Source organism: Sphingomonas sp. Leaf25 (genome assembly GCF_001421635.1).
Lineage (GTDB): Bacteria > Pseudomonadota > Alphaproteobacteria > Sphingomonadales > Sphingomonadaceae > Sphingomonas.
This window is the reverse complement of the sequence record NZ_LMKU01000026.1, coordinates 14,373-40,694: the sequence shown is the minus strand read 5'-3', so window position 1 is coordinate 40,694 and position 26,322 is coordinate 14,373. Positions and strand designations below refer to the sequence as shown.

The window sequence follows — 26,322 nt, the reverse complement described above, 5'->3', positions numbered from 1 at the left end:
TGCTCATTACCGATGCTCCTACTCACAAGTGGGAGCCTCCAGGAAACCCGGGACGCTTCAATCTGCCGGCGCTACGGCTTCATCCGACGCGGGAAGGTCACCGATGGCGCGCGCTTCGACGGGCGGCTGATGACGTTCGCTGCCTCGCCCGCACATGGTAGATCAACTCGGAACCGGCGATGGACGAGTCCGATTTCGACTGTGGGGATCCATCCGACATCGTCGGCAATCATTCGGCGGGCATGTTGTGGTGATGCGCCTTCTATTCCCGGAACGCATCCTCACGAAGCCGTGTGAAGGGCGAGAGGATATAGGCCATCACCGAACGCTTCTCGCCGATGAGATTCACATCGGCGGTCATCCCCGGCCCGATCGGCAACCGTCGTCCGTCCGGTCCCCGGAAATTCTGCGCATCGGCGCGAACGCGGACCAGGTAATGACTTTCGCCGGTACGCTCGTCGACGGTGGCATCGGGCGATATGGTGACGACCCGGCCTTCCATGCCGCCATAAACACCGGATTCATATGCCGTCACATTGATCCGGGCGGGCTGCCCGATCCGGACCGAGGCGATGTCCTTGGGATTGACCATCGCCTCGACAGTCAGTGCATCGGCGGAGGGAACCACCTCGACGATCGGCTGTCCCGGACCGATGCTGGCACCGACGGTGGATACCAATACCCGGTTGATCCGCCCGTGGACCGGGGCGGTAAGCGTCGACCGGTCAAGCCGGGCGGCCAGTGCTGGTACTGCCTGGCGGCGGGCGGCCAGTTCGGCCTGCGCTGCGGCCAGTTCGGTGCCTGCCTGCGCCCGCCAGCCCCCGCGCACCTGCATCAGCGATGCTTGTGCCTCAGAAACCGCAGCCTGCGCCCGGGCGATCGCGGCCGCCGCCTGGGCCGCATCGGTGGTGGCGACCGCTGCGCTGTTCTCGAGCTGGATGAGCGTCAGTTGCGGCTCGATCCCGCGCTGTACCAGCGGTCGGATCAGTTCGAGCTGGCGTCGGGCGGAATCCCGGGCCGAAACCCGCGACTGATAGGCGGCCTGCGCTTCGGCGACGGTGCGCACCGCCTGTGTCTGCCGTGCGCTCGCCGCCGCGCTCAGGCTCGCGAGATCGCTCATCCGTGCCGCGTGAAGCGAACGCTCGATCCCGATCTGCTCGGCGATCTCGGGTGTGGTCGCGGCGGGATAGGCCGGATCGCGCCCGGCGATTTCTGCTTGCAATCGCGCGATTTTTGCGGTCAGCGCGGCGACCGTCGCCTCCGAGCTGCCGAGTTCGGCCCCGGCCTGCGTCCGATCGAGCCGGACGAGGGGCTGGCCACGGCGCACGACATCGCCCGCCCGCACGAGGATCTGCGCGACGATCCCGCCTTCGAGGTTGCTGAGCACCTGCAAACGGCTCGACGGGACCACCCGTCCGAAGGCATGCACGGTGCGGTCTAGCTTCACGACGCTGGCCCAGATCGCAAAGACAACGACGAAGCCCAGGATCAGCCACAGCAGCAGGTTGGAAACTGCCCGGGGTTTGATCCGGTCGGCCAGATCCTCGAGATGGGCGGGGGCGGTGCGGGTATTGGTCATGTTCGGGTTTCAGGCCGCTGCACGGGGGCGCTGGAGTTCCTTGAGCACGGCATCACGTGGTCCGTCCTGCACGACACGGCCATTCTCAACAACCACGATCCGTTCGACGAGCCGCAGCAACGCGGGGCGGTGGGTGACGAGCAGGAAGGTACGCCCCCGAAGCTCGGTTTCGAGGCGGGCGATCAGTTGTGCTTCGGTTGCCTGGTCCATCGCGCTGGTGGGTTCGTCGAAGATCAAAATCTGCGGATGCCCGGCCAGCGCGCGGGCAAGCGAGATGGCTTGGCGCTGACCGCCCGACAGTCCTTCACCGCGATCAGCGAGTTGCCGGTCGTAGCCATTGGCGATCCGCCCCATGAACGCATGGGTGCCCGACAGCTCGGCGACGCGCAGCATTTCAGTATCGTCGATTCCCGCACGGTCGAGCACGATGTTCTCGCGCACGCTGCCCGACAGGAGCACGGGTTCCTGAAGCGCAGTGCCGATCAGGCCGCGCATCGTTTCGGGATCATATTGGCGGATGTCGCTGCCGTCGATCATTACCAGCCCTTCCTGCGGCGGATATAGCCCCAGGACGAGCCGCGCGATCGTCGATTTGCCCGACCCGACCCGGCCCAGCAGCGCGACACGCTGTCCGGCCGGCACGACGAGGTCGAACCCGTCGAGCGTCTTTTCCGCCGCACCGGGATAGTGGAACGCGACACCGCGCAGCTCGATCCGGCCCTCGAACCGCGCCGGACGCAGCGCGCCTTCGCCCGGCTCTTCCGAAGCGGTTTCCATCATGGTGTCGATCTGGCGATAGGCGGTGCGGGTCGCCGAAATGCGCGAGAGCAGCGAGGCGATGGTCGCCAGCGGTTGTACCGCGCGGCCCGACAGGATCGAGCAGGCGACCAACGCGCCTGTGGTGAGGCGATGGTCGGCAATCAGGAACACGCCCACCACCACGGTGCCCGCATAAGCGAGCGTGTTGGCCGAGGCGGCAACCGTCGTCGCGATCGTCGAAACCAGTCGCTGCCGTGTGGAACTGTCGCCATGCGCCACATTGGCCCGGCTCCAGCGCCGTCCCAACAGCCGTCCGGCGCCTGACGTCTTGACCATCTCGAGCGCGCCGACCGTCTCAACCAGCACGCTTTGCTTGGACAGCCCCTCGCGCATCGATTTCGCCGATAGACGATCGAGCGCGGGACGGGTCAGCCAACCGGCCCCAATCACCAGCGGGATCGCGGCGAGCGGTACCCAGACCAGCGGCCCGCCCAGGACCGCTATGAACACCAGCGTGACGACGATGAACGGCACGTCGACCAGCGCGGTCATGGTGGCTGAGGCGAAGAAATCGCGCAGCGTCTCCAACTCGCGCATCATGCCGGTCAATGCCCCGGTCGACCCCTTCTTCTGATCGAGCCGGATCGCGACGAGCCGGCGGAACACCCGCCCGCCGATGTCATAGTCGATGTCCGCCCCGGCAAGGTCGGTGAAATAGGCGCGCAGGATTCGCAGCAGGAAATCGAACACCACCACCACCAGCAACCCGATCGAGAGTGCAGTCAGCGAGGTGAAGGCGTTGTTGGGCACCACCCGGTCGTACACCGTCATGGTGAAAAGCGAGGTGATGAGGCCGAAGACGTTGATCATCGCGGCAGCTAGCGCGACCTTCATATATGCGCGCTTGTTGCGGAACATCGGCTCCATCAGCCACGGCGCGAAGCGCGGCCGGGGCAGCTCGACCAGATCGGGAGAATGGCTCATTATGGGTCCAGCGTTGCAGGGGCGATGCCGAGCGCCGGCAGCAACCGGCCGGTACGGGCAAGCAGGGCGTAGCGGGCACTGTCGAGTTCGATGACGGTCTGGATATAGCGTGACGCCACGCCGAAATAATTGTTCTCGGCACCCAGCAGGTCGAACAAGGTGCCGCGTGCCACCCGGAAACGTTCGGCGAGTACGTCGCGCGCGCGCCTGGCGGCGACATAGTTGGTTTCGATCGCCGTCCGCGCCGCCTCCAGCGCGGCGACGTCGGACAGCGCGATCTCGGCGTCGCGCCGGGCGTCGATCCGGGTGCGGCGCAGCCGGGCGTCGGCCCCGCTCGCGCGCGCTGCCGCCTGGCGCGCGCGCTGCTCTCCGCCGCCGCCGATCCGCATCGATACGGTCACGCTGCCGCGGATGTCATAATCGCGCTCGGTTTCGAAGACGCCGTAGCGCCCGGCATCGATGCCGACCCCTAACTGCGGCAACAAGTCGGCGCGTGACGCCCGCGCATCGAGCCGCGCGGCATCGGCCCCGGCCTGTGCGATCCGGACTGTGGGCAGGCGATCGACGTCGCCCGCAATGCCCGCAGTGCTAACCCCGGCCAGCGCCGGCTCGGGTGCGCGGCCGAGGTTGGCGGGCGGCGCAGCGCCGATCACTGCGACGTATTGCGCCTCGGCACCGCGCAGCAGGCGGCGGAAGTCGGCGACTTGGGTATCGGCCGCGGCGATGTAGCCGTCCACCTGCGCCACGTCGCCCGCTGCCGCCGCTCCTTGCGTAATGCGGCGCTCCAGCGCGGTGCGCAGGTCGCGCTGCCCGGTGGCGAACACCTCTGCCAAGCGGACGAGTACCCGATAGCCATAGACCTGATACCAGGACGATACCGCACGCAGCGCGACCTGCGTGCCTGTATCCTCGACCCCGGCCCGGGCCGCTTCCAACCGGGCGCGGCCGGCACGGATTCGGCTGAGACTGGCCCCCCAGTCCACCATCGGCTGCTGGACGCGCAGCAGCGCATCGGTGCGGTTGCGCGGTCGCGAGCGTTCGAGCACGTTGCGCGGATCGTTGGAAAAGGCGCGACTGAGCACCTCGAAGCTGGAAAAGGTCAGGTCGGCGCTCGGCAGCGCGCGGGCCTCGGCCTCGTCGCGCACCGCTTCGGCTTCGTCGACCTGAGCCGTCGCCTCGTCCAGCGCCGGATTGCGGCGTACCGCATCGGCTACGGCGGTGCGGAATGGCACCGGGTCGGCCGATGCCCGCGCTAGACGTAGTATCGGGTCGGCGGCGGGATCAATGCGCAGTGGATCGGTGACAGGTACAGGCAGCCCGCCTTCGATCCGGGTGCGCGGCACAGGCAGCGGTTCGGCCGGCGTCACCGTTCCGGGCGTAGCGGCGGCGGGGGTGGCCGGGGGCAGCGACAGCAACGGTCCGGAAACCGGAGCACTCGGCCCGGAAACCGGGGCAGGGCTAGCTGCCGGCGGCGTGGTGGGTGTCTGGGGCAGCGGGCGCGGCGTGGCACCTTGCTGCGGATCCATCACCAGCGATCCTGAAGGGGTGGGCACCGCCTGCCTCGCCGATGCCGGCACTGCGGCCAGCGCGATCGTGCCGAGGAGGACGGCACGGCCGATGCGTGGGGTACGGCACCCGCCGGTGGTCGATACGATCATGGCGCGGATGGCTGACTGACGTTGCATGGAAGGGGAAGCAAAGCACCATCGTCGCGCAAAACACAACATGGCATCCCCGGACCCGTGGAGAACGGGTCCGGGGAGCCTTGCTTCAGGCGATTACCATCATGTCGTTGTAGGGGACACCGATTTCGCCGAACCAGCTTTCGCCGGTGAACTTCACCCCATCGACATGGCCCGCCGTCGCATCGGCGAACGCGGATGCCGGCACGGTGTCGTGCCCGCCGGCATCGACTGCACCGGCGGTCGTCGCCGTCACCGCACCGGTCGCCGCCACGCCCGGCGAACGACCCTCGGCATAGCCGTAGAGCACATAGTGGCGGGCGAGCGCTTCCTTGTCGGTCCCGAACGCGGCGGCAACATCGGCATAGGTCGCGGCATAGGCCAGCGCGTCAAAGCTCGCCATGCGTCCCTCGGCCGCGCCGTACTGGATGAAATGCTTCGCCGCCCCGGCCTCGTCGGCACCGTAGAACTGGATCAGGTCACCATAGGATGCCAGATACGCCCAGCCATCGAAATCGGTCGTCCGCCCCTCGGCGGCGCCATATTCGATGAAGTGCTTCGCACCCGCGGTCACATCGGTACCGAAGGCGGCACGCAGGTCGCTGTGCGATGCGATATAGTCGAGCGCGTTGAACGCAAGACTGCGGCCCTCGGCGAAGCCATAGTCGATGAAATGCTGCGCACCGGCCGCCGCGTTGGTGCCGAAGGCGGCTCGCAGGTCGCTATAACCGGCGATGTAGCTCATCGCGTCGAAGGCGGTAGTGGTCGCCAGCACGTTCGACCACGACTGGAAGCCGGGGCTGAAGAAGCCTGCCTGCTCGACCTCGGACACTTCAGTCGCGCCACTCGAGGACACGAGGAAGTTGCGCCCGCCGCTGCTCAGCAGGCGATAGTCGGACTGGGCGCCACCCAGCATTACCGTGTCGAAGCCGCTGCCGCCGATCACCTGGTCCGATCCGCCGCCAACCTTGATCGCGGCGTTGCCCGCCACGGTTGCGATGATGTCGCCGCCGGCACCACCCGACAGGATGTTGCGGCCGGCATTGCCCAGCAGATAGTTGTCGGCGTCGTTGCCGGTGGCGTTGATCGCCGACGTGCCGGTCAGGACCAGGCGCTCCAGATTGCTGCCCAAGGTGTAGCTGATGCTTGCCAAGACCGTGTCGCCGCCAAAGCCGGCATTCTCAATCACCTGATCGCCGATGTTATCGACGACATAGGTATCGCCTGCGTCGCCGCCGTACATGAGATCAGCGCCGACGCCACCATCGAGCAGGTCGTTGCCGTCGCCGCCGATTAGCCGGTCGTCGCCGCTATCGCCGAACAACCGGTCGTCGCCGCTATCGCCGAAGATTTCATCATTGCCAGCGCCGCCCTCGACGATGTCGCCGAGTATGCTGCCGTTGACGTAGTCGTCGCCGGCCCCCAACACCAAGCGCTCGAACCCGTACATCCGGTCATTGCCACCCTCGAATTCGGTGGCTTCGTTATTGGCGAGATTGACAGAAACCCGCTGGGTGGAATCGGCGTAGGACAACGTGTCGAAACCATCGCCGCCGAACAGCATATCATCGCCGAGCCCGCCCGATACGGTGTCGTCGCCCGCCCCGGCTTCGATGTAGTTTCTGCCCGCACCGCCAGTCAGCGTGTCGCCGAACGCCGATCCGACGACATTCTCGATCCCGATCAGGATGTCGGCACCGCCCGCCGTCTTTATCGTGCTGCCCTGCATCAGGTTGACGGTGACGCCCGCCATCGCGCCGGCATAGCTGACGGTATCATCACCCTCGCCACCGTCCAGCCTGTCGCTACCCGCGCCCCCCTCGAGGCGGTTTGCCCCGGCATCGCCGGTCAGGATGTCGTTGAAGCGCGACCCGATCAGGTTCTCGATCCCCTCGAGCGTGTCCGAACCGTCGCCGGTCGCCTGCGCTCCGGCGATCGCGAGGCTGACGGTGACGCCCACCGCCGCATCGGCATAGCTAGCCGTGTCGCTGCCCGCCCCGCCGAACAGCCGGTCGTCGCCCGCCCCGCCGATCAGCACGTCGTCACCATCGTCACCCATGAGCATGTCGTTGCCCGCAAGGCCGATGAGCACGTCGTTGCCGCCGCCGCCGCTCAGGATGTCGCTACCGGTGGCGCCGGTGATCGTCTCGTCACCAGCAAAGCCGCTGAGCGACAGATTGCCGATAAAGCCATCGAAATTGAACGCGGTCAGCCCGCCGGTATAGGCGTTGGCTAGGCTGAAGATCGTCACGAAGCCGTTGGCGGTCCCAGTCGTGCCGTCACGATCGACCTGGAGTTCCAGCGAGGTGCCCGACTGGAACAGCCGCAGATGGCCGCTGGTGAATGCGTTGCTGTTGGCGGTGTAGTTCGTCAGCCCCTGGTTCAGATAGGTGGTCAGCTCGAACCGGTCGCCGCTGTCGCCGCGTTCGAAATCGGTCACCACGTTCTGGCGGAAGGTGCTGGTCGCTTCGGCCACCAGTCCCCCGATGCCCAGCTGGATGGTGTCGGCCCCCGATCCCAGCGTGATCCGATGATTGTTGACGCCCGCCGCGCCGCGCATGCTGATGCTGACGAAGTCGTTGCCCGATCCGGCATCGATCGTCGCCCGCGCGACGCCGCTCAGCACGATGCGGTCGTCGCCCGCGCCGCCGTCGACGTTCACCACGTCTAGGTTGCGATCGGTCGAGACCGCGCCGAGCGCCAGATAGGTCGCGGTGGACAGGCCATTGCCTAGGCTTGCCAGTCCGCCGCCGATGAGCGTGCCACTGCGCAGTTCGATGAAGTCGCTGCCATCGCCGCCGTCCATGACGATGGTGGTCGCCACGCTGTTGGCCGCGCGGGTGACCAGGATGCTGTCGTTGCCGCCATAGCCGTACAGCGCGTCGGTCTGGCTGAGCGCGGTCGTTGCAGCGACCGCGTTGTCGACGATCAGGTTGAAGTCGTCGTTGCCGCGCAGCGTGTCGCCAAAGCCCGAGCCGGTCAGATATTCGATGCCGTTGAAGGTATCGAGACCCTCGCCGGTATCCTGCGCCTGGCCCGCGATGCGCAGGTCGACGGTGACCCCGGCGGTCGCGTTGACGAAGGACGCGGTGTCGAGGCCCTCGCCGCCGTTCAGCGTGTCGTTGCCAAGCCCGCCTAAGAGCACATCGTTGCCGTACCAGCCATCAAGTACGTCGTCGCCCTGGTTGCCGAGCAGCGTGTCGACGCCGGCGGTGCCGACGACATTGTCGTTGCCGGTACCGCCGCGGAAGATCACCCGTTCGATGCTGGTGAACGATCCGCGCGCGACGCCATCGACCAGGATCGCGCTGTTGCCCGCCACATTGGCGAGGTTGAAGCTGATGCCGGCGGCGCGGTCGGTGTAATAGGCATAGGCAGTGTCGCTGCCCTCGCCGCCGTCATAGACGTCGTCGCCACCGTCGTTGGTGTAGATGGTGCTGACCCCGGCCGAGCTGCCGTTGGCGATGCCGCCGATCAGCGTATCGTCGCCGTCGCCGCCGCGCAGGATGTCGTTGCCCATGCCGCCGACCAGCGAATCGTTGCTTGCGCCGCCTTCCAGCACGTCGTCGCCGTCGGCGTTCGTCGCCCCGGTGCTGAACGTATTGACATAGTCGCCGAACAGCACGTCGCTGCCCGCGCCGCCGATCAGCACGTCGTTCAGGCCGCCGCCGATCAGATAGTCGTTGCTCGCGCCGCCGGTCAGGCGGTTGGCCGAGGTGTTGCCGCCGGTCAGAGTGTTGACGCCGAACGCTGCCCCGACCACGTTCTCGATGTCGGTGATCGTGTCGGTCCCGCCGGTACCCACGGTGTTCTGCGCGGTCGTGAGGTTCAGGTTGACCGTCACCGATCCACTCACCCGCGAATAGTCGATTGTGTCGACGCCGCCGCTACCGTTGTAGCTGTCGTTGCCGCCACCCTCGTAGAACACGTTGTCGCTGGCACTGCCGGTGATGGTGTCGTTGCCCGATCCGGTGCGGACGTTCTCGATGTTGACGAGGGTGTCATTGCCGGCCCCGGTGGCCTGCGCAGTGGTAACGCGCAGATCGAGCGTCACTGCCGTCGTGCCGACGAACGATGCGGTGTCGCTGCCCGCGCCACCGTCGAGCATGTCGTCGCCAAGGCCGCCTTCGAGAACGTTGTCGCCCGCGTCGCCGGTCAGCATGTCGCTGCCCGTGCCGCCGACGAGGTTCTCGATGCCGCGCAGCGCCGCGATCGCCGCGCCGCCGATCGCGGCGCTGCCATCGGCACTCCCGCGCAGCGTGGCCGTGACGCCGGTGGTATAGCCCGCGAACGATGCGGTGTCGCTGCCGGTGCCGCCATCGAGCAGGTCGACGGTTCCCGCCGCATTGCCGCCGGTGGCGAGCGTGTCGTCGCCCGCGCCGCCGGTCAGCACATTCTCGCCCGCATCGCCGGTCAGCGTGTCGTTGAACGCCGAGCCGAGCAGGTTCTGGAAGCCGCTGAGCGTGTCGTTGCCCGCCGCGCCCGTGTTCTGTGCCTGGCCCTGGAGTCCGAGGCTGACGTTCACGCCCGCCGCCGCGCCCGCATAGGAGGCGGTATCGTCACCCGCGCCGCCGACCAGCGTGTCGTTGCCGCCGCCACCCTCGATGACGTTGGCTCCAGCGTCGCCGAGCAGCGTGTCGTTATATGACGAGCCGACCAGATTCTCGATGCCGCTGAGCGTGTCGCTGCCCGCAGCCCCGGTGTTCTGCGCCGTGCCCTGAAGTGCCAGGTCGACCATCACGCCGGTCGCGGTGTTGCTGAACGCGGTGGCGAACGATGCGGTGTCGGTGCCCGCGCCGCCGGCGATCGTGTCGTTGCCCAGCGTGCCCTGGAGTAAGTCGTTGCCCTCGCCGCCGTCAAGCACCGCGCTGCTGTTGTTGATTGCCGAGAAGGGCGAGGAGTTCACCGCCGCCGAGCTGAGCGAGATGTGCAGCGTATAGGTGGTGCCCGCCGCCAGCGGCTGCGCCTGTGCATCCTCGTTCGCGGTCCAGCGTCCGACGCGCAGATAATAGGTGCCCGCTGTGGCGAAGGTATAGCCGATGAGGCTGTTGGTAGCCGAGCTGCCCGGATCATTGCCGTTATCGTCGTTCGAGGCGAGAATGGTTCCGGCCGCGTCGACCAGTTCGATCCAGGTGTCGATGCTGCTGAAGTCGATGTCGAAGATTGCGCTCGATCCCGCCGTCGCATCGACGCGGTAATATTCCAGCCCGCCGCCGGTCGCGGTCGCGTTGATCGTCGCGTGCGGCAGCGTGGTCGAACTGGTGACGTTCGCGTCGCTCGTCAGCGTATAGGCATTCCGCGCCTGCGGGTTGATTGCGGTCGCGATGCTCAGATTGGAATCCGACTGCGCCTTGGTGATCAGCGCGTTGTTCACGACCGTAAAGCCGCCGCCGATCAGACGGTCATCGCCCGCCCCGCCCGAGAGCACATCGCTGCCGCTGCGCCCGCCGCTCAGCGTGTTGTTCTGGCTGTTGCCAGTCAGCACGTCGTTGCCGGCGGTGCCCTGGATGTTCTCGATGCTGCGCAGGATGTCGGTTTCGCCATCATGGGTGACGACGACATCGGCGCCGGTGTCGTTCAGCGTGACGGTGACGCCGGTAGTGTTGGTGAACACCACCGTGTCGCTGCCCGCGCCGCCGTCGAGGATGTTGTTGGCCATGTTGCCAACAAACACGTCGTTGCCCGCGCCGCCCTTCGCATTCTCGATCAGCGAGCGTGCGTCGTTGTTGTAGAGCAGCGACATGGCGATGTTGCCCGGAGCCAGCGCGACCCCGTTCTGATAGGCGAGGCTGTTAGCCAACTGTGCCTGGTCGACCGTCGAATACTCGCCGGGCCGCAGGTCGATCGTCACGCCGTTCGCATAATTGCTGGCATCGATCGTGTCGTTGCCGCCGCCGTCCCAGATGGTCAGGAAGATCTTGTTGCCCGAGGGGATGCCCTGGCTGATGCCGTTGACGAACATCTCGCCGGTCGTTTGGCTGAAGGTGTAGGTCGTGTCGCTGGCGTTAGTGGTGTAGTTGGCACCGTACATATACTGCAGCGCCGCCAGGTCATACTGCATGTAGGTCTGGGGCTGGTTGACCTTCTCGCCCGCGAAGCCGCTGGTGCCGGGGGCGGGAGTATAGGTCATCAGCGACCATGCCTGGCCATCGCGGTCGGGAGTCAGCGACTGGGTGCCGAAGCGCGGCGCAGTGCCGAAATAGAAGGACAGGTCGGAATTGGTATAGTCCTGATGCCCGTGCTTCAGCCCCATGGTGTGGCCGATCTCGTGCATCATGGTGGAATAGCCCCATGTACCCTTGACCGAGAGATCGTAGAAGGGTTGGTTGGTGCGACCGAACCAGATATCCCCTGCAACGCCGCGCGTATCCGACGGGAAGCCGCCATAGGCGGAGCCTACGTCTTGATCCGCGCTCTGTGAGATGCGGATGTTGGCGTGTTCGGTATCGGTTTCGACGATCTCGCGGAAGGTCAGGTTGGTCGCCGCCGAAATCTGCGCGAAGGATGCGCGTGCCGCGGCCTGCTGCAATCCGCCGAGGTCGATATGGTACAGGCTGACGCCGTTGCTGTCATAGCCGTTGCCGTTGTAGTTCGATCCGGTCAGCGGAAAGCTGTAGGTGAGGTTTTGGGTACCCCATTTGGAACCGATCAGCGTGGCATCGACGTTGCGGTTGCCGGTGAACGAGCGGCTGCCATCGGGATTGGTAACCAGGGTCAACAGCGTGCCGATGTTGTTCCCTTCCGGGTTGGCATCGGTGACGCCGGACTGGGTCTTGTCGACGCCGTCGCGCATCCCCTGACAGATCGCGCAGCCGCAGCCCGCCACGACGGTTTCATGGGGAATGTCCGTTAGCAGGTCGACGGTGCCGGTGCCCATGTCGCCGTTAGATGCACCAAAGCCGAGTTCGGACGTGCTCATCATAATCCCCTTTGAACCACCGGACGTGCGATCCACTTCCCGAAACGGGACGGCCCGGACCGCCAAACCGGCTATTATTACAATTTATCCATGTTCCCCCCGAGCGCGTCAAGCAGCCCTTCCAGTGCATTCCGTACTTTATGGAATTAAGGTCAAATGACGGTTTTACTTCGTATTTACCGAAGCTGACCGGAGGAAGCCGCTGGCCGAGCGCATGCCGCGCCGCCGGGGCGGGGTGCAGTTGCCGCATGACTTGGCGCTGCCGTGCGCATAGCATGGACACGTGATGCATCCTGTCCTGTTCTCTTGCTGCGCGATGCTGGTCGCCGCTTCCCTCCCGCACTGGAATGCCGCCATGCCGATTTACGATCAGGCTCCGGCGGGTGCGCGCAGTACCGCGCACGCCGCCCGTCCCGCCAAGGACCGCGATACCCCGGCTGCGGCGCTGGGCCGCCGGATCCTGTCGAGCGCTTTTGTCCGCGTGGGTCCCGACGGCCTCCTGACGATCGAACTGCACGACGGGCGCGCGCTGGTGTTGCGCAATGTGGCGATGGAAGCACAGGGCTATTGCGGGCAGGCGGTGGCGGATGCGGCGGGGGGCAAGCGCCACTGCGGCGGGTATGCCGCCATTGCCGCCGCTCGGCCGGGAAACGACGTACGGACACGCTAGGGCCTGACCCGGCTTTGCCGGATCGAAGCTCTGGTGCGTTGCCTGATGTTCTGGCCGCGCCGTGCTACCCGTGCAATCGGCGGGCGATGCGCTCCACGTCGGGAGCGGCCGCCGCCAGCGCCCGGTCGAACTGCTCGGCCACCGCCTGCGTGCCGTAGCGATCCAGCACCGCCGCCCGCGCCGCCGCATCGATCGGTACGCCGCGTTCGGCGGCGAGCGTCGCGAAGGCGTGTGCCCAGCTTGTCTCGTCGCCAAGCGTCACGAAGGTCGCAGCCTCGCCCATCACCTCACGGTGGACCGCGATGTCGGACACGATCGCACGGGTACCGCGGGTCAGCGCCTCGAGCGGTGGCAGTCCGAATCCCTCGACCAGCGATGGGTAGAGCAATGCCGCAGCGCTACGGTACAGCCGGTCCAGCTCGGCATCGGCGACAAAGGGCACGAACTCGACATGGGACCCGAGCCGCATGTCGTTGACCAGCGCACGGATGCGGCGGCCATAGTCGCCGGTCGCGCCGACGATCTTGAGGCGGTAGTGCGGCGTCCAGAGCGGTGCGACGCGCAATATCTCTTCGATGTTCTTGTGTGGTAGGTGGCACCCCACCACGAGGAGATAATCTTCCTTGTCGTCCGGCACCGGCACGGGCGCAGTCGGCACCCGCGGCTCGATCATGTTCGACACGACGAACACCCGCTCGGGCTCAAGCCGGAAGACGTCGATCACTTCCTGCCGTGTCGCCTCCGACACGGTGAACACCGCGCGCGAGCGGGCGATGATCCGCGGCATCACCTTGCGGAAGAACTGCGCCTGGCGGGGAAAATTCTCAGGGTAGTGCAGCGAGATCAGATCGTGGATCGTCACGATCTGTTGCCGGGTGTTGAAGAAACCATGGTGCGTCGGGGTATAGACGAAATCGTCGCGCCCGATCGGTCCGCGCAGATGGAACAACTGCCGCTGCGCCAGCACGCGCAGCCGGGCGAATTGCGACTTGGGCGCAGCAGCAATGGCGATATGCGCGGGCGTCTCGATCCGGTCGACGTGCGGCGGAAGCGACAGATAGGCCGGAGCCAGCACCGTCGCCGCATAACGGTCGACGACATGCTCGCCGATCCGCATGGCGTAGCTGCCGAGGCCGGTCGGATGAGCGGCGATGCTCGACAGGTTGAGCAGGAACCTCATCGCGCGTCCGCCCGTGGCTGAGGCATCATACCCCGGCCGCGTTCACCGCGTTCAGGATCGCGCGGCCGTAATTGGTCTTCTTGAACCGCTCACCCGCCGCACGAGCCTGATCGGCCGAGATGAACCCCATCTCGAACGCGATCTCCTCGAGACACGCGACCTGCACGCCCTGGCGGTGCTGGAGCGTGCGGACGAACTCGCCGGCTTCGAGCAGGCTGTCGTGGGTGCCGGTGTCGAGCCACGCATAGCCGCGGCCCATCTGTTCGACATAGAGGTCGCCCGCCTCCATGTAGAGCCGGTTGAGGTCGGTGATCTCGAGCTCGCCGCGCGGGGAAGGCTTGAGGTTGCGGGCGAACTCGACGACGCGGTTGTCGTAGAAGTACAGGCCGGTCACCGCATGGTTCGACTTCGGCGCCTCGGGCTTTTCCTCGAGGCTGATCGCGCGGCCGCCTTCGCCGAACTCGACCACGCCGTAGCGTTCGGGGTCCTCGACGCGGTAGCTGAACACGGTGGCGCCAGTCGGCCGCGCGACGGCGCTCGCCAGCAGGTCGGTCAGGTGCGCGCCGAAGAAGATGTTGTCGCCCAACACCAGCGCGACATTGTCGTCGCCGATGAAGTCCGCGCCGATGGTGAACGCCTGCGCGAGACCATCGGGGCTCGGCTGCTCGGCATAGGTCATGGTGAGGCCGAGCGCCGATCCGTCGCCGAACAGGCGGCGGTAGTTGTCGATGAACTCCGGCGACGAGATGATGAGGATGTCGCGGATGCCGGCCAGCATCAGCACCGACAGCGGATAATAGATCATCGGCTTGTCGTAGACCGGCAGCAACTGCTTGTTGACGGCGAGGGTAGCCGGGTGGAGGCGGGTGCCCGAACCGCCGGCGAGGATGATGCCCTTCATGTGCGTGCTCCGATCAGTTCGTCGAGAATGTCGCTGAGTGCTGCCTGCCAGTCGCGCGGCTCAATGCCATAGGCGGCGCGGATCGCGTCGTGGCTCAGCAGGGAATTGGCCGGACGCTTGGCCGGGGTGGGATAGTCGCTGCTCGGGATCGGCACGACCTCTGCCGTGGCCCCGCCGCGTGCTGCGCTCTGCGCAAAGATTTCGGTGGCGAAGCCCGCCCAGCTCACTTCCCCGGCGTTGCTGAAGTGGAAGGTGCCGGTCGGGGCCGCCTCGTCCTCGATCAGCCGCAGCGTGATCGTCATCAGCGCCTGCGCCAGATCGGCGGCGCTGGTCGGCGAGCCATGCTGGTCGGCAACGACCGAGAGCTGGTCACGGGTGGCCCCGACGCGCAGCATCGTCTTGACGAAGTTATTGCCATGCGCCGACACGACCCAGGCGGTGCGCACGATCGCATGGCGCACGCCGCTGGTCCGCACTGCCAGCTCGCCGCCGAGCTTGGAGGCACCATAGACACCGAGCGGTGCGACCGGATCGTTCACCTCCCACGCGCCCTGCTTGTCGCCGGCGAAGACATAGTCGGTCGACACCTGCACCAGCGGAATGCCCGCCTTCACACAGGCTTCGGCGAAGGCGGCCGGGGCCATGGCGTTGACGCCCCATGCGGTGACGAGATCACTCTCGGCCTTGTCGACCGCGGTATAGGCGGCACCGTTGATGACCGCCGCCCATTCCTGTTCGGCGACCTTGGCGGTGATCGCCGCCGTATCGGTCAGGTCGAGCGTGTCGTGATCGATCGCGACGACCTCGTACCCCTCGGGCCATGCGCAGCGTTGCAGTTCGGTCCCGAGCTGGCCGCCCGCTCCGGTGACAAGGATCGTCTTGGTCACATCATTCTCCGACATGTCGACACGTCGACAATCTTACGCTGCGACACCGCGACGCTGCGATGCCTTGGCCGCGACCAGCGGACGCCACCATGCCTCGTTCGCCAGATACCATTCGACGGTCTTGCGGATGCCGGTCTCGAACGTCTCGGCCGGATGCCAGCCAAGCTCCTCGCCGATGCGCGCGGCGTCGATCGCATAGCGCTTGTCGTGGCCGGGACGGTCGGCGACCTCGGTCATCTGCTTGGCATAGGGCTTGCCATCGGCACGCGGGCGCAGCTCGTCGAGGATCGCGCACAGTGTCTGGACGACCTCGATGTTCTGCCGCTCGTTATGGCCACCGACATTGTAGGTGCGGCCGACCTCGCCCCGCTCGAACACCGCCTGCAGCGCGCGGACGTGATCCTCGACATAGAGCCAGTCGCGGACCTGATCGCCCTTGCCGTAGATCGGCAGCGGCTCGCCATCCAGTGCCTTGGCGATCATCAGCGGGACCAGCTTCTCGGGGAAGTGATAGGGACCGTAGTTGTTCGAGCAGTTGGTGATGAGCACCGGCAGGCCGAAGGTGTGGCCCCATGCGCTGACGAGGTGGTCCGACCCGGCCTTCGACGCCGAATAGGGCGAACGCGGATCGTACGGCGTTTCCTCGGTGAACAGACCGGTGTCGCCCAGCGTCCCGTACACTTCGTCGGTCGAGATATGGTGGAAGCGGAACGCTGCCTTGGCGTCCGCGTCCAGCCCCAGCCAATAGGCGCGCGCTTCGGACAGCATCACGAAGGTGCCGACGACATTCGTCTGGATGAACGCGCCGGGGCCGTCGATCGAACGGTCGACATGGCTCTCGGCGGCAAGGTGCGTGACGACGTCGGGCTTGAACGCCGTGATCGCTTCGCGGACGGCGTCGGCGTCGCAGATGTCGCCCTGCACGAACTGATAGCGATCGCTGTCGGCGACGCGCTCGACCGTGGTCAGCGTGCCGGCATAGGTCAGCTTGTCGAAGTTCAGAACTTCGTGGTTGGTGTTCTCGATCAGGTGGCGCACGAGGGCCGAACCGATGAAGCCGGCACCGCCGGTGACGAAAATGCGCATGGGTTAAGTCCTTTTAGGAAAGCGGGGCCAGCGGACGGCCGTCATAGGCGAACGGGCTGTCGAACGCGGCGAGGGCGGGCTGCACCTTGTCCTTGTCGCTCAGCTCGGGGATCGTGCCCTCGGGCATCGGCCAGTCGATCCCGACGCTGTCCCAACGGATGCCGCCGTCGTTCGCCGGAGCATAGGTGTCCGAACATTTGTAGGTGACTTCGCAATCGGGCTCGAGCGTCACGAAGCCGTGCGCGAACCCGATCGGAATGAAGAGCTGATGCCCGTTCTCGGCGCTGAGCTCGGCTCCGACCCACTGACCATAGGTCGGCGAGCCCTTGCGAACGTCGACCGCAACGTCGAAAATGCGCCCACGGATGCAGCGCACCAGCTTGTCCTGGCCCCGGTCCGGCGTCTGGAAATGCAGTCCGCGCAGCGTGAAGGCGGGCGCAGAGTAGGAATGGTTGTCCTGCACGAAGGTGCAGTCGATCCCGAGGCTGGTAAAGGCGGGAACCGAATAGACTTCGGTGAACCAGCCACGGCTGTCGCCGAAGCGCTTGGGGCGGATGAGTTGAACAGGCATGGGATCCGCCTTTAGACAGGCCCTTGCTGCGGGGCAACAGGGATACTCTGCGCGGGTTGCGTGGCCCTATGGGAAACGCGCGGGAAGACGTTTTTCAAGGTAGTGCCGCACCCCCCGAAATACGTTCAGCGCGTTTTCAGTCGGACGTTCGGAGGCGTTTGGAACGGGTCACCAGTTTCACGTGGCGGCGCTGATAGAGACTGCTATGGACAGCGAAACCACCTATCAACGCTGCCGGTACGACAAAGAACAACCCGGCGACGGCTCATTCCATCCGATTGCCCCATCCTGTGCAAAAGCTGTGCCCCGATAGCTAGAATATTATGCGCGGGCAATCTTTCATCATGCCGCCCGCCCCGATCCCTGTCGGACCATCCCCGGCGGATCGATCAGGAGACCCGAATATCATGTCCGATCCCCACATCGTTTCGCGCCGCTCCGCGCTCGGTGCCGTCGTCGCCGGGGGGGCGGCGCTCACCGCCGCGCCGGTCGCGGCGGCACAGGCCGGGAACGACGGGGGCGGCCCCGTCTCGCCGATGCAGTTCGGCGCGAAGGGCGACGGTAGCCACGACGACAGCGCCGCATTGCAGGCGGCGGCCGACAGCGGGCGGCCAATCGTGCTGCCGCCCGGCCGCTACCGCATCACCCGTCCGATCGAGCTGGCCGTCGGACAATCGGTATCGGGCGCGGTATCGGTCAATGCGGGCGCGCGCGTCGCGTGGATCGTCAACGACGTGCCGGGCAGCGGCTGCCTGTGGTACAGCCGCGATCATGACACCGCGCGGCGCGGCATGCCGGTGATCGCCAACCTGCGCCTGACCGCCGACCATCCGATCCGCTTCAACGATCCCGAGCGCGGCCACGTGGACGATGGCGCCAGATCCGACATGCCCTATGGCACGCGGCCTGCGGTGCGCGACTGCGAGGTGGTGGCGCGCGAACGCGGCACCGGCGTCGGCATCGCCTGGACCAAGATGTTCGACGGGGTGATCGAGGGGTGCGAGATCATCGGCTTCGGCATCAATGTGCTGCTGGTGGGCTGCGACCTGAATGCGGTGCGCCGCAACCGCATCACCTTGGCCACCCGCTTCCAGGTTCTTGAGCTGTCGGTCGGCACCTTCGGGTCGCAGAACCTGATCGAGCACAACGACATACTGGCGGCGGGCAGCCCCGAATGCATCTTCATCAAGACGACCGCACGCCACGCCCGCATCCGCGACAATTACCTCGAACATGGTGAGGACGATGTAACCATCACCCTGACCGGGTTCATCGACGCATCGGCGGTGGGCGCGCCGCGCATCGGGCGCAATCCGGGGGGTGAGCGCCTCACCACCATCCTGCGCGACAACCGGATCGACGGCGCGAGCCGTGTCACTGGCTTCGTCTATCGCTACCAGCCCGGCGGGCAGACCTATGGCGAGATCATCGATCCCGGCACCACCGGGGGCTGGCCGCGCAAGGGTGCGCGCTATCTGGCGCTGGTCGACGGCGACGGCGCGATCACCGACCGGGTGCCGGTGATCTTCAGTCAGACCAATGCCTGCGCCTTCGACTTCCGCTCGCCGGAGTTCGGCATCTGGAACGGCTTTCGTTCGTCGTCAGTGCCGGGGCGGCGGATCGACGGGCGCACGATCGGCATGTTCGACGCGCCGATGCTGTTCGCCAACCACGCCGACCGGTATCTGGCGGTGCGCGGCGATACGCTGCTGCTGCTGCCCGGTTTCGCGGCACAGGCGCGTCTGACCTTCGGCCCCGAAAATGCACTGCTGGAGGCGGGGCAGGCCTATGTCCTGCGCATCGTCGCGCGCAGCCCCGGAGGCACGGAGGTGCTGACGATCGGGCAGATGGAGGACGATGCCGGCAGCGCGGCGGTGCCCCTGCGCCTGTCCCCGCGGTTCCAGCGGTTCGACTGCCCGCTCGCCTTCTCCCCGCAATCGGCCCGCGCGCGGCGCGGCTTCTACCTGGAACGTTCGGGCGGGGCGACGACGATCGAGATCGAATCGATCGAACTGCTGTTGCGGTGAAGGGGCGGGCGACACGGTTCACGATGTCGCCCGCTTTCCGTCATTTCCGCGCAGGCGGGAGGTGTCGGCACGAACGGTGGGAGGAGGCTCCCTATCCCTCGCGTTCCGCCAGCGCGGCAGCGATCGTGCGCAGCCGCAGGCGGGTGGCGGACCAAGGCTCGCACCGCCGCACGAAGCGCTGCAATGCCTTGACCACCAGCAGCGGGGTCTGCGCCAGCGTCGCGGCGCGCCCCAGATGCTTGTACAGGAACCGGATCTGGTTCTGCTGGTACATGCGGATCGAAAAGGGCGAATTCACCCCCTCGGTCAGCACGCTGACCTTGTGCAGGATGGTCGGCGTGCGTAGCACCGCGATCGCCACCCCCGCCTTCCGGCAGCGCATGCAGAAATCGGCATCCTCCCAATAGACGAAAAAGCGTTCGTCGAGCAGCCCGATGCGGTCGAACACCGCCATCGGCACGAGCAGCGCGCAGCCCGGCGCGAAATCGGCCGGCCACCACGGCGCATCGCCCGACGGGATCTTCTCGCTGGCATGAGCCATGTATGCGCCGCGCGCCCAGGTGAAGCCGCCGCCCGCGAACCACGCCCGGTCGGGCGTCGCGTGATACAGCACCACCGGGGCGAGGATCGGCGCGGGCACCTGCGTCGCCTGTTCGGCGAGCCCGCCCATGAAGTCGCCGTCGAACGCGGTGTCGTTGTTCAGCAGCAGCACCGAGTCATAGCCCAGCGTCCGCGCCCGCTCGATCCCCTGATTGGTCGCAACGGCGAAGCCGACATTGGCGGTGTTGCGGATGATGTCGGCGGGGCCGGCCCAGCCCTGGACCATCGCGACGCACGTGTCGCTCGATGCATTGTCGACCGCGATCAGCAGCCAGTCGCGCGCCGTTTGCCGGTCGAGCGAGGCGAGGAAATCGGGGAGCACCTCGGCGCTGTTATACAGCACGGTGACGATTGCGATGCGCGGGGGAGCGGAAGATGCCGGGGGGGGCGGGGTCATGCGGCGGGGTCCAGTCCGGCTATAGGGTGATGATGGCGCGCCAGCAGCGCGAGGGCGGCAGCGACGGCGGGGGCATCCGCCTCCTCGCGCTTCTTGCCGAACAGCGATCGCTTGACGAAGGGCATGCCCGCATCGACCAGCGCGCCGGTTTCGCGCACCATCAGGTCGCTGCCGGTGCCCTGCGCCGCCCACCACCATGCGCCGACCGACATGGTCCGCGCCGCGACGCGGGCGAAGCGCGTCTCCTGCAGGAACACCACGTCCTGGAACTGCCCGACGCTCCAACGGCGGGAGAATACCGACGCCAGCGCGCGCATCCGCGCAGGCGTCACCCCGCGCAGGTGGAAGGCATAGCTCTGCACATGATTCTCGAACAGCGACGATGCGGTCATGGCCGTAAGATCCCATGGCGTGTCGAGCAGCGGTTCGAGGGGGAGCAGCGGGCCGAACACTGAATCGTTCATTACGAACACGTCCGCCGCCGGTGACGCGGCGGCGATCGCGTGCAGTCCGATCGCATAGGCGGAGAAATCGTAGCCCGAGAGGGCCTTCCACCACAGCGCATCGGCGGCATCGTAGAGCTCGCGCGGGATGTCCGCCGGGGTCGGCGTCGCCACCACCACCAGCACCCCGGCGTCGCGTTCGCGCAGCCGGGCAAGCGTGAAGCGGTGGCAATCCTCGATCCTTCCGTCCGGAGCCCAGACGAAATACAGCGACCAGCGCGGACGCTGCGTTACCGGCTTGATCTCGAGGCTCGCGGGTGCGCCACGCAGGCTGCGGAGCATGCCCCGCACCCGCCCGGCCAGCGCGCGCGGCGCGCGGCGCGACGCACGGAACGGCCAGGGGGAGATGGTGCCGGGAACCGGACGGGCGGTCGGCGCGAGGCTGTGCATGCGTGGCCCTTTGGACCAGCGGGGGGCGGACTGCAATCGGCGCGCCGAACAGTGGGGTGAAAACCTGGCGTCCGTTACGGCGGGACGGATCGGGCGTTTGGCTTCTCCCCTCCGTTCCAAGGGGGAAGTAGTGTCGCAGGCGGCAGCAAGCTATTTCCCGCTTACCCGATCCCGCGCGGATCGCGGAAACCGACCGGGCGCCAGAAGGCGACGCACCAGTTCGCCGCCGGATAGGACCGATCCAGCAACGCCGCTATCCGTGCCGCGGGATACATGCCGGGGCGATCGACATAGCGATCGGGCAGCACGACATCGTCGCTGTCGCACAAGCCGCCGTTGCCGCCGACGCCCTCGTGCGCGAACCAGACCTGCGCCTGCCCCCGGACATCGCGCGCCAGGTCGATGCGCACGATCGCCTGCCCGGCCAGCGCCACGTCGGCAATCGGCACGTCGCCCGCATCGTCGCTGATACGAAAGCCGTGGTGCGCCACCGGCTGCGCCACGCTGCCGATCCACGGTGCGGCGAAGCGCAGCGGCGGGGCGGGCACGTGGAAGCCGATGCGGATCACCCGGCCTTCCCGGTCGATCCAGAGCGGATGGAGCGGTTCCCAGTCGCGCCCCTCGACCAGCACCCGGTACGCGACCTTCGCGACCTGATTGCCGAACCAGCGCGATCCGTTGCTGTCGAGATGCCCGTTCTTGTCGGTCACCGGATAGACCGGCCCGACGAGAAAGGTATCGCGACGCGCCAGCGACACGTCGACCTGCGCCTGCCCGACGGCAAGGCCGGGGCGTCCGGTCGCGTCGCGGTCGCGGGTATAGACCCCGCCTGCCTGGTGTAGAAAGGTCGCGAACGGGCGCGACTGGCCGGTGATCGCGGCGAAATGGCGCTGTTTGGCATCGATATAGGCGTTCAGCGCACGCACGAAATGGGCATGGGTCGTGTCCACCCCGCGCCCGTCGGGGTCGTAATAGTTGAACTCGCCCACCATCAGCAGATTGAGCAGCACGACGCACGCCTCCGCCCGGCGCAGCGCATGGACGCGGCGAACCGCATCGACCGATCGTTCGAAGAAGCCGAACGGCGCGCCGGGCAGCAGCCGGGCGATGTCCTGCCCCGAATAGGCGGTATCGACCGCGACGATCCGCCGCGCAGGGTCGGCGGCGATGCGGCGGCGGCGGTTCATCAGCCGCTTGAGGCCGTTGGCGAGGCCGATCGCGGGCGGCTCGCCGAACGCGGCGTCGCCCGGCGGCAGCGCCGCGACCCTGGCAGGGTCGAGGATCGCGGTATGCGCCGCATCCAGCGTCACCGCGCGTAACGGTCGCAACGCCTCCGCGCCGAAGGGCACGAACTGCCCCTTGCGGTCTGCGGGGTCGCGGTTGGCGTACCACACCGCATCGCCCAGCATGAGATTGCCGTCGTAATTTCCGGTCGACAGCGCAGGCCAGGTCTCCTGCCCGTCGGCCAGCGACTGGCCGTCGGTCATCTGCACGTTCAGCCCGGTGACGGGCGTCTGGAGATGCGCGACCTGCCCACCCCGTGCGATCCGCGCCGAACGCGCGACGAGCGCCGCATCCTCCGGGCCGGCGGGCGGCGGCGCGGACGGTGGGCGGGGCAGGCCGAGCAGCGCCCCACCGCCCAGCAGCAACCCCCCGCCCAGAGCGGCGCGGCGCCCGACCGTCACTGGCCGGGCAACCGCGCCGGGATCCAGCGCAGCAGCGGGCGCTCGACCGCGACATGGAACGCTACCCCCGCCGCGACCGAAGCGGCGACCGCCCCCGCGAACACCGCGCTCGCGGGCACCCCCGGCATCAGCCGCACCGCGAGCTTGCACAGGATCGAGAGCAGCGGGAAATGCACGAGGTAGATCGCATAGGAGGCATCGCCGAGGAAGGTGGCGATCCGCGATCCGCCCTGCCCGCCGCGGGCGCGGTCGCGCGCGGCGGCACCCACGATGCACAGCCCCGCCCCGGCCCCGAACAGCAGCACCAGCCATGCCGCATGGAAACCGCCGGGCGCGCGCATCGCGATCGTGGCGGCGAGCGCCAGCAGCACGCCCCCCGCCCCCAGCAGCGGCGGCCATGCGAGGCGCACCTGCCGTGCGTGCAGCCACCCCGCTCCCGCGCCGATCGCGAACAGCAGCGGAAAGGGCGCAATCCAGAAGGGGTGGAGCGATTCCCCTTCACCGGCAAGGCTGGCGGCCGACGCCAGCAGCCACGCTGCTCCCACCACGATCGCCGCGCCGCGCCGGAGCAGGAACAGCAGGAACAGCGCGTAGAACAGCATCTCGAAGCGCAGCGTCCACAGCACCGACAGCAGCGGTTCGTGCTGATAGGCGTCGCGCGGCGGCAGCAGCGCGAACGACCATAGGATATCGACCGGGCCGACGCCGGGCAGCGGGCTGAACTCCGGCTTCGCCAGCACCAGCACCGCCAGCGGCAACAGCACCACCCATAGCGGCGGGAAGATGCGCCGGAACCGCTTCCACGCGAAGGCGGCGGGGCGCGGGGTGCCGGTCAGGTCGCGCCAATGGGCGACGACGATGATGAAGCCGCTGAGTACGAAGAAATATTCGACCCCGGCATAGCCGGCGCGGGCCAGCGGCAGCACTTCGGACCCGTAATATTTGGGCAGCGCCAGCGTCAGGTTCGCATGGAAGCACACCACCGCCAGCGCGGCGAGGAATCGCCCAAGTTGCAGGCTGGGCAGCATCTGTCGGTCGGGGGCGGGAGGCGGGGATGGAATGATGCGTCTCCGTTGGCCCTGGGAAAGCGCGTCCATAGACCGCGCGCCGCCTGCGGACAATCGGCGCCCCATACTCCGCATGGCCCCGTGCGATTGAGTTTGCGGCCTGCTTTGCCTAGGGACGGGCCGACGATCTGTCCCAGGAGTTGCCCCGATGTCCATTCTCCGGCGTGCCTTCGCGCGTCTGCCCGTCGCGGTGCAAGACCCGGTCGTCGCCGCGCTGCGCCGCCGCAAGCGCAATACCCGCCCGGTGAGCGTCGCCGCACTGACTACCCGCGCGCTCGGCAACCTGAACCCGCTGCGCATCGTGGCGCGCCCGGGGGATGCGGCGCGGATCACGATGGTGACCGACAGTATCGTGCCCGAACAACTGATGGGCGGGGTCGGCACCGCGCTGCTGCTCGCCGCGACCATGGCCGAGGCGTGGGGTCGCCCGCTGCGCATCGTCACCCGCCAGCAGCGCCACGATATCGCCGCGCTGCACGGCCTGCTCAAGCTTCAGGGCGTGGCCTTCACCGGTACGATCGAGGTGCTGCACTTCACCGGCGCGGCCACCGATGCGGCCGTCCCGCTGGGGCCGGACGACATCGTGCTGACCACCTCGTGGTGGAGTACCTGGTCGGCGCGTCACGCGGTGCCGCCGCACCAGATCGTCTATCTGCTCCAGGAGGACGAGCGGATGTTCTATGCCGGCGGCGACCAGCAACTGCTGTGCGACGAGGTGTTGGCAGACACCGGCATCCGCTACGTCATCAACACCGCTCTGCTGCTCGACCATTTCCGCCAGACCGGCACGACGGGCCCCGCCGCGAACGGCATCGCGTTCGAACCCGCCTTTCCCGCGTCGATCTACCACCCCGCCCCGCACGACGGGCGGAGCAACCTGTTCTTCTATGCCCGGCCCAACCATGCGCGGAACCTGTTCCTGCGCGGCATCGCGGTGCTGGAGCGCGCCTTTGCCGAGGGGCTGTTCCCGGCGGCGGAATGGAACGTCCATTTCTTCGGCGTCGACGTGCCGCACATCGACTTCGGCGACCGCGCGATCGAATATCACGACACCGTCCCCTGGGCGGCCTATGCCGAACTGGTCCGCCAAGCCGATCTCGGCCTGTCGCTGATGTACACCCCGCATCCCAGCTATCCCCCGCTCGATCTTGCCGCCTGCGGCGCGGTGGTGGTGACCAACCGCTTCGGTCCCAAGGGGACCGAACGGCATTACAGCGACAATATCCTCTATGCCCCGCTGTCGATCGATGCCTTGGTCGCGGCGCTGCGCGAAGGCGCGGCGCGCGCGCGCGACACGGGCGTGCGCGAGGCGGCGCTGCGCGACGACCGGCTGCTGCGCGACTGGGCGACGAGCTTCGCCCCGGTCCTCGCCGCGTTGCGCCCGGCGGCACGGTGACGATGCACGGGGTGGACCTCACCCGGCTGCGCGGCGCGCGGCGGCTCTGCCTGTTCGCCCAGTATCATCAGGACGCGATCGTCGCCGATCATGTCGTGCGCTATCTGCGCGCGCTGGCCGATGCGGGGTTCGCTGTGCTGGTACTTTCCACCTCGCCGCTGAGCGAAGGGGAATGCGCGAAGGTCCGCGCCACGGGTGCCGAACTGGTGCTGCGCGCCAACCACGGCATGGACTTCGGCGGATGGATCGAGGCATGCCGCGCGCTGTTCCCGATCCAGGCCGAGCTGCTGCTGCTGGCCAACGACAGCGTCTATGCGCCCTTGGGCGACCTCACCGCCTTCGTCGACCGGCTGACCGGCGTCGACGCTGATTTCTACGGCGCACTGGAGACGTTCGAGATCGCGCCGCATCTGCAAAGCTGGTTCGTGCTGTTGCGCCCTTCCGCCTATCGCTCCGATGCGTTCGCGGCGCTGATGCTGCAACCCATGGCCCCGACCGGCAGCAAGCTCGAACTGGTCACGCGCTACGAGGTGGGGCTGACCCAGGCGCTGGCGCGGGCGGGCTATCGCTATCATGCCGCCTTCACTCTTGCCGATTGTGGGGGGATCGCACGCGCCGTTCCCTACAACCCCGCACATCTGCTGTGGCGCGAGATGATTGAGAGCGGCGTACCGTTCCTCAAGGTAGAACTGCTGCGGCTCAACCGGATGCGGGTGAGCACCACCGCACGCTGGCGCGCGGTGGTGGGGGCGCATGCCCCCGACATGGTGCCGCCGATCGAGGCCGATCTCGCGCAGCGGGGCACGGTGCCGCCGCCGGGCCAGCTGGCGATCAGCCGCGACCGCGACGTCTATTGGCCGGAGGTCCGCGGCATCGTGCTGGCCGATCATCGCAGCGGCGGGCGGCATGCCGCGCGCTACCTGACGCTGTTCCGCGTGGTGACCGCCCTGACGCGCGGCCCCCGCTGGGTCGCCGCGCGTGCATTTGGCGTGCTGCTGCGGCTGCGGGGCTGATCCGGCAACGCCGGAGCATAACGACG

17 protein-coding genes are annotated in these 26,322 nt (G+C 67.3%); 4 read left to right on the top strand and 13 right to left on the bottom strand.

What is annotated here, in order from left to right:
- Positions 1-262: 262 nt before the first annotated feature.
- From ASE78_RS10405 to ASE78_RS10390, 4 genes are all read right to left on the bottom strand, one after another.
- Entirely contained in the window at positions 263-1,579 is a 1,317-nt protein-coding gene (locus tag ASE78_RS10405; protein ID WP_056496669.1) for an HlyD family type I secretion periplasmic adaptor subunit, read from the bottom strand.
- Between the two features lie 9 nt (positions 1,580-1,588).
- A complete protein-coding gene (locus tag ASE78_RS10400; RefSeq protein ID WP_056496666.1) occupies positions 1,589-3,322 on the bottom strand; it encodes a type I secretion system permease/ATPase in 1,734 nt (577 codons plus the stop codon).
- On the bottom strand, positions 3,322-4,980 hold the full coding sequence (locus tag ASE78_RS10395) for a TolC family protein (RefSeq protein WP_162236490.1): 1,659 nt from the start codon (positions 4,978-4,980) through the stop codon (positions 3,322-3,324). Before ASE78_RS10395 ends, ASE78_RS10400 begins: the two co-directional genes overlap by 1 nt.
- A gap of 112 nt (positions 4,981-5,092) precedes the next feature.
- A complete protein-coding gene (locus tag ASE78_RS10390; protein WP_162236489.1) occupies positions 5,093-11,923 on the bottom strand; it encodes a M10 family metallopeptidase C-terminal domain-containing protein in 6,831 nt (2,276 codons plus the stop codon).
- A gap of 355 nt (positions 11,924-12,278) precedes the next feature.
- Between ASE78_RS10390 and ASE78_RS10385 the strand changes: the two genes are divergently transcribed.
- Entirely contained in the window at positions 12,279-12,593 is a 315-nt protein-coding gene (locus ASE78_RS10385; RefSeq protein ID WP_156351450.1) for a hypothetical protein, read from the top strand.
- 64 nt (positions 12,594-12,657) lie between these two features.
- Here the strand turns inward: ASE78_RS10385 and ASE78_RS10380 are convergent, their stop codons facing one another.
- Genes ASE78_RS10380 through rfbC form a run of 5 tightly spaced genes read right to left on the bottom strand, consistent with a single transcriptional unit; the run spans position 12,658 to position 17,218 of the window.
- Entirely contained in the window at positions 12,658-13,773 is a 1,116-nt protein-coding gene (locus ASE78_RS10380) for a glycosyltransferase family 4 protein (RefSeq protein ID WP_056496656.1), read from the bottom strand.
- Between the two features lie 25 nt (positions 13,774-13,798).
- The gene (gene rfbA, locus ASE78_RS10375; RefSeq protein WP_056496653.1) at positions 13,799-14,674 is read right to left on the bottom strand and encodes a glucose-1-phosphate thymidylyltransferase RfbA; all 876 of its coding nucleotides are present in this window, start codon (positions 14,672-14,674) and stop codon (positions 13,799-13,801) included.
- On the bottom strand, positions 14,671-15,561 hold the full coding sequence (gene rfbD / locus ASE78_RS10370; protein WP_235515007.1) for a dTDP-4-dehydrorhamnose reductase: 891 nt from the start codon (positions 15,559-15,561) through the stop codon (positions 14,671-14,673). Before rfbD ends, rfbA begins: the two co-directional genes overlap by 4 nt.
- A 33-nt stretch (positions 15,562-15,594) precedes the next feature.
- Entirely contained in the window at positions 15,595-16,647 is a 1,053-nt protein-coding gene (gene rfbB, locus ASE78_RS10365; RefSeq protein ID WP_056496646.1) for a dTDP-glucose 4,6-dehydratase, read from the bottom strand.
- A 13-nt stretch (positions 16,648-16,660) separates the two neighbouring features.
- A complete protein-coding gene (gene rfbC / locus ASE78_RS10360) occupies positions 16,661-17,218 on the bottom strand; it encodes a dTDP-4-dehydrorhamnose 3,5-epimerase (protein WP_056496642.1) in 558 nt (185 codons plus the stop codon).
- Positions 17,219-17,625: 407 nt separating this feature from the next.
- On the opposite strand from rfbC, the gene ASE78_RS10355 reads away from it, so the two are divergent.
- Entirely contained in the window at positions 17,626-19,245 is a 1,620-nt protein-coding gene (locus ASE78_RS10355) for a glycosyl hydrolase family 28-related protein (protein ID WP_056496639.1), read from the top strand.
- A gap of 91 nt (positions 19,246-19,336) precedes the next feature.
- Here ASE78_RS10355 and ASE78_RS18305 read toward each other — a convergent pair whose 3' ends face one another.
- The 4 genes from ASE78_RS18305 to ASE78_RS10335 form a co-directional block, all read right to left on the bottom strand.
- Positions 19,337-20,242, bottom strand: coding sequence for a glycosyltransferase family 2 protein (locus tag ASE78_RS18305; protein ID WP_162236488.1), 906 nt, complete (start codon positions 20,240-20,242; stop codon positions 19,337-19,339).
- The gene (locus tag ASE78_RS18965) at positions 20,239-21,135 is read right to left on the bottom strand and encodes a hypothetical protein (protein ID WP_056496633.1); all 897 of its coding nucleotides are present in this window, start codon (positions 21,133-21,135) and stop codon (positions 20,239-20,241) included. The genes ASE78_RS18305 and ASE78_RS18965 overlap by 4 nt, the downstream gene beginning before the upstream one ends.
- Before the next feature lie 161 nt (positions 21,136-21,296).
- On the bottom strand, positions 21,297-22,820 hold the full coding sequence (locus ASE78_RS10340; protein ID WP_056496631.1) for a hypothetical protein: 1,524 nt from the start codon (positions 22,818-22,820) through the stop codon (positions 21,297-21,299).
- Complete coding sequence (locus ASE78_RS10335) at positions 22,817-23,848, bottom strand: acyltransferase family protein (RefSeq protein WP_056496627.1); 1,032 nt, start codon at positions 23,846-23,848, stop codon at positions 22,817-22,819. The genes ASE78_RS10340 and ASE78_RS10335 overlap by 4 nt, the downstream gene beginning before the upstream one ends.
- A gap of 187 nt (positions 23,849-24,035) precedes the next feature.
- Between ASE78_RS10335 and ASE78_RS18960 the strand changes: the two genes are divergently transcribed.
- Positions 24,036-25,283 carry a hypothetical protein gene (locus ASE78_RS18960; RefSeq protein ID WP_056496624.1) on the top strand — a complete coding sequence of 416 codons (1,248 nt, stop codon included), beginning with the start codon at positions 24,036-24,038 and terminating at the stop codon, positions 25,281-25,283.
- Positions 25,284-25,285: 2 nt separating this feature from the next.
- The gene (locus ASE78_RS18955; protein WP_056496622.1) at positions 25,286-26,296 is read left to right on the top strand and encodes a rhamnan synthesis F family protein; all 1,011 of its coding nucleotides are present in this window, start codon (positions 25,286-25,288) and stop codon (positions 26,294-26,296) included.
- Positions 26,297-26,322 lie beyond the last annotated feature (26 nt).

Coding starts and splice junctions, on each gene's coding strand:
- ASE78_RS18960 (WP_056496624.1), top strand. CDS start 24,036: ATGTCCATTCTCCGGCGTGCCTTCGCGCGTCTGCCCGTCGCGGTGCAA.
- ASE78_RS10385 (WP_156351450.1), top strand. CDS start 12,279: ATGCCGATTTACGATCAGGCTCCGGCGGGTGCGCGCAGTACCGCGCAC.
- ASE78_RS10355 (WP_056496639.1), top strand. CDS start 17,626: ATGTCCGATCCCCACATCGTTTCGCGCCGCTCCGCGCTCGGTGCCGTC.
- ASE78_RS10405 (WP_056496669.1), bottom strand. CDS start 1,579: ATGACCAATACCCGCACCGCCCCCGCCCATCTCGAGGATCTGGCCGAC.
- ASE78_RS10390 (WP_162236489.1), bottom strand. CDS start 11,923: ATGAGCACGTCCGAACTCGGCTTTGGTGCATCTAACGGCGACATGGGC.
- ASE78_RS10335 (WP_056496627.1), bottom strand. CDS start 23,848: ATGCTGCCCAGCCTGCAACTTGGGCGATTCCTCGCCGCGCTGGCGGTG.
- rfbA (WP_056496653.1), bottom strand. CDS start 14,674: ATGAAGGGCATCATCCTCGCCGGCGGTTCGGGCACCCGCCTCCACCCG.
- ASE78_RS18955 (WP_056496622.1), top strand. CDS start 25,286: ATGCACGGGGTGGACCTCACCCGGCTGCGCGGCGCGCGGCGGCTCTGC.
- ASE78_RS10380 (WP_056496656.1), bottom strand. CDS start 13,773: ATGAGGTTCCTGCTCAACCTGTCGAGCATCGCCGCTCATCCGACCGGC.
- ASE78_RS18305 (WP_162236488.1), bottom strand. CDS start 20,242: ATGACCCCGCCCCCCCCGGCATCTTCCGCTCCCCCGCGCATCGCAATC.
- ASE78_RS10395 (WP_162236490.1), bottom strand. CDS start 4,980: ATGATCGTATCGACCACCGGCGGGTGCCGTACCCCACGCATCGGCCGT.
- ASE78_RS18965 (WP_056496633.1), bottom strand. CDS start 21,135: ATGCACAGCCTCGCGCCGACCGCCCGTCCGGTTCCCGGCACCATCTCC.
- rfbB (WP_056496646.1), bottom strand. CDS start 16,647: ATGCGCATTTTCGTCACCGGCGGTGCCGGCTTCATCGGTTCGGCCCTC.
- rfbC (WP_056496642.1), bottom strand. CDS start 17,218: ATGCCTGTTCAACTCATCCGCCCCAAGCGCTTCGGCGACAGCCGTGGC.
- ASE78_RS10400 (WP_056496666.1), bottom strand. CDS start 3,322: ATGAGCCATTCTCCCGATCTGGTCGAGCTGCCCCGGCCGCGCTTCGCG.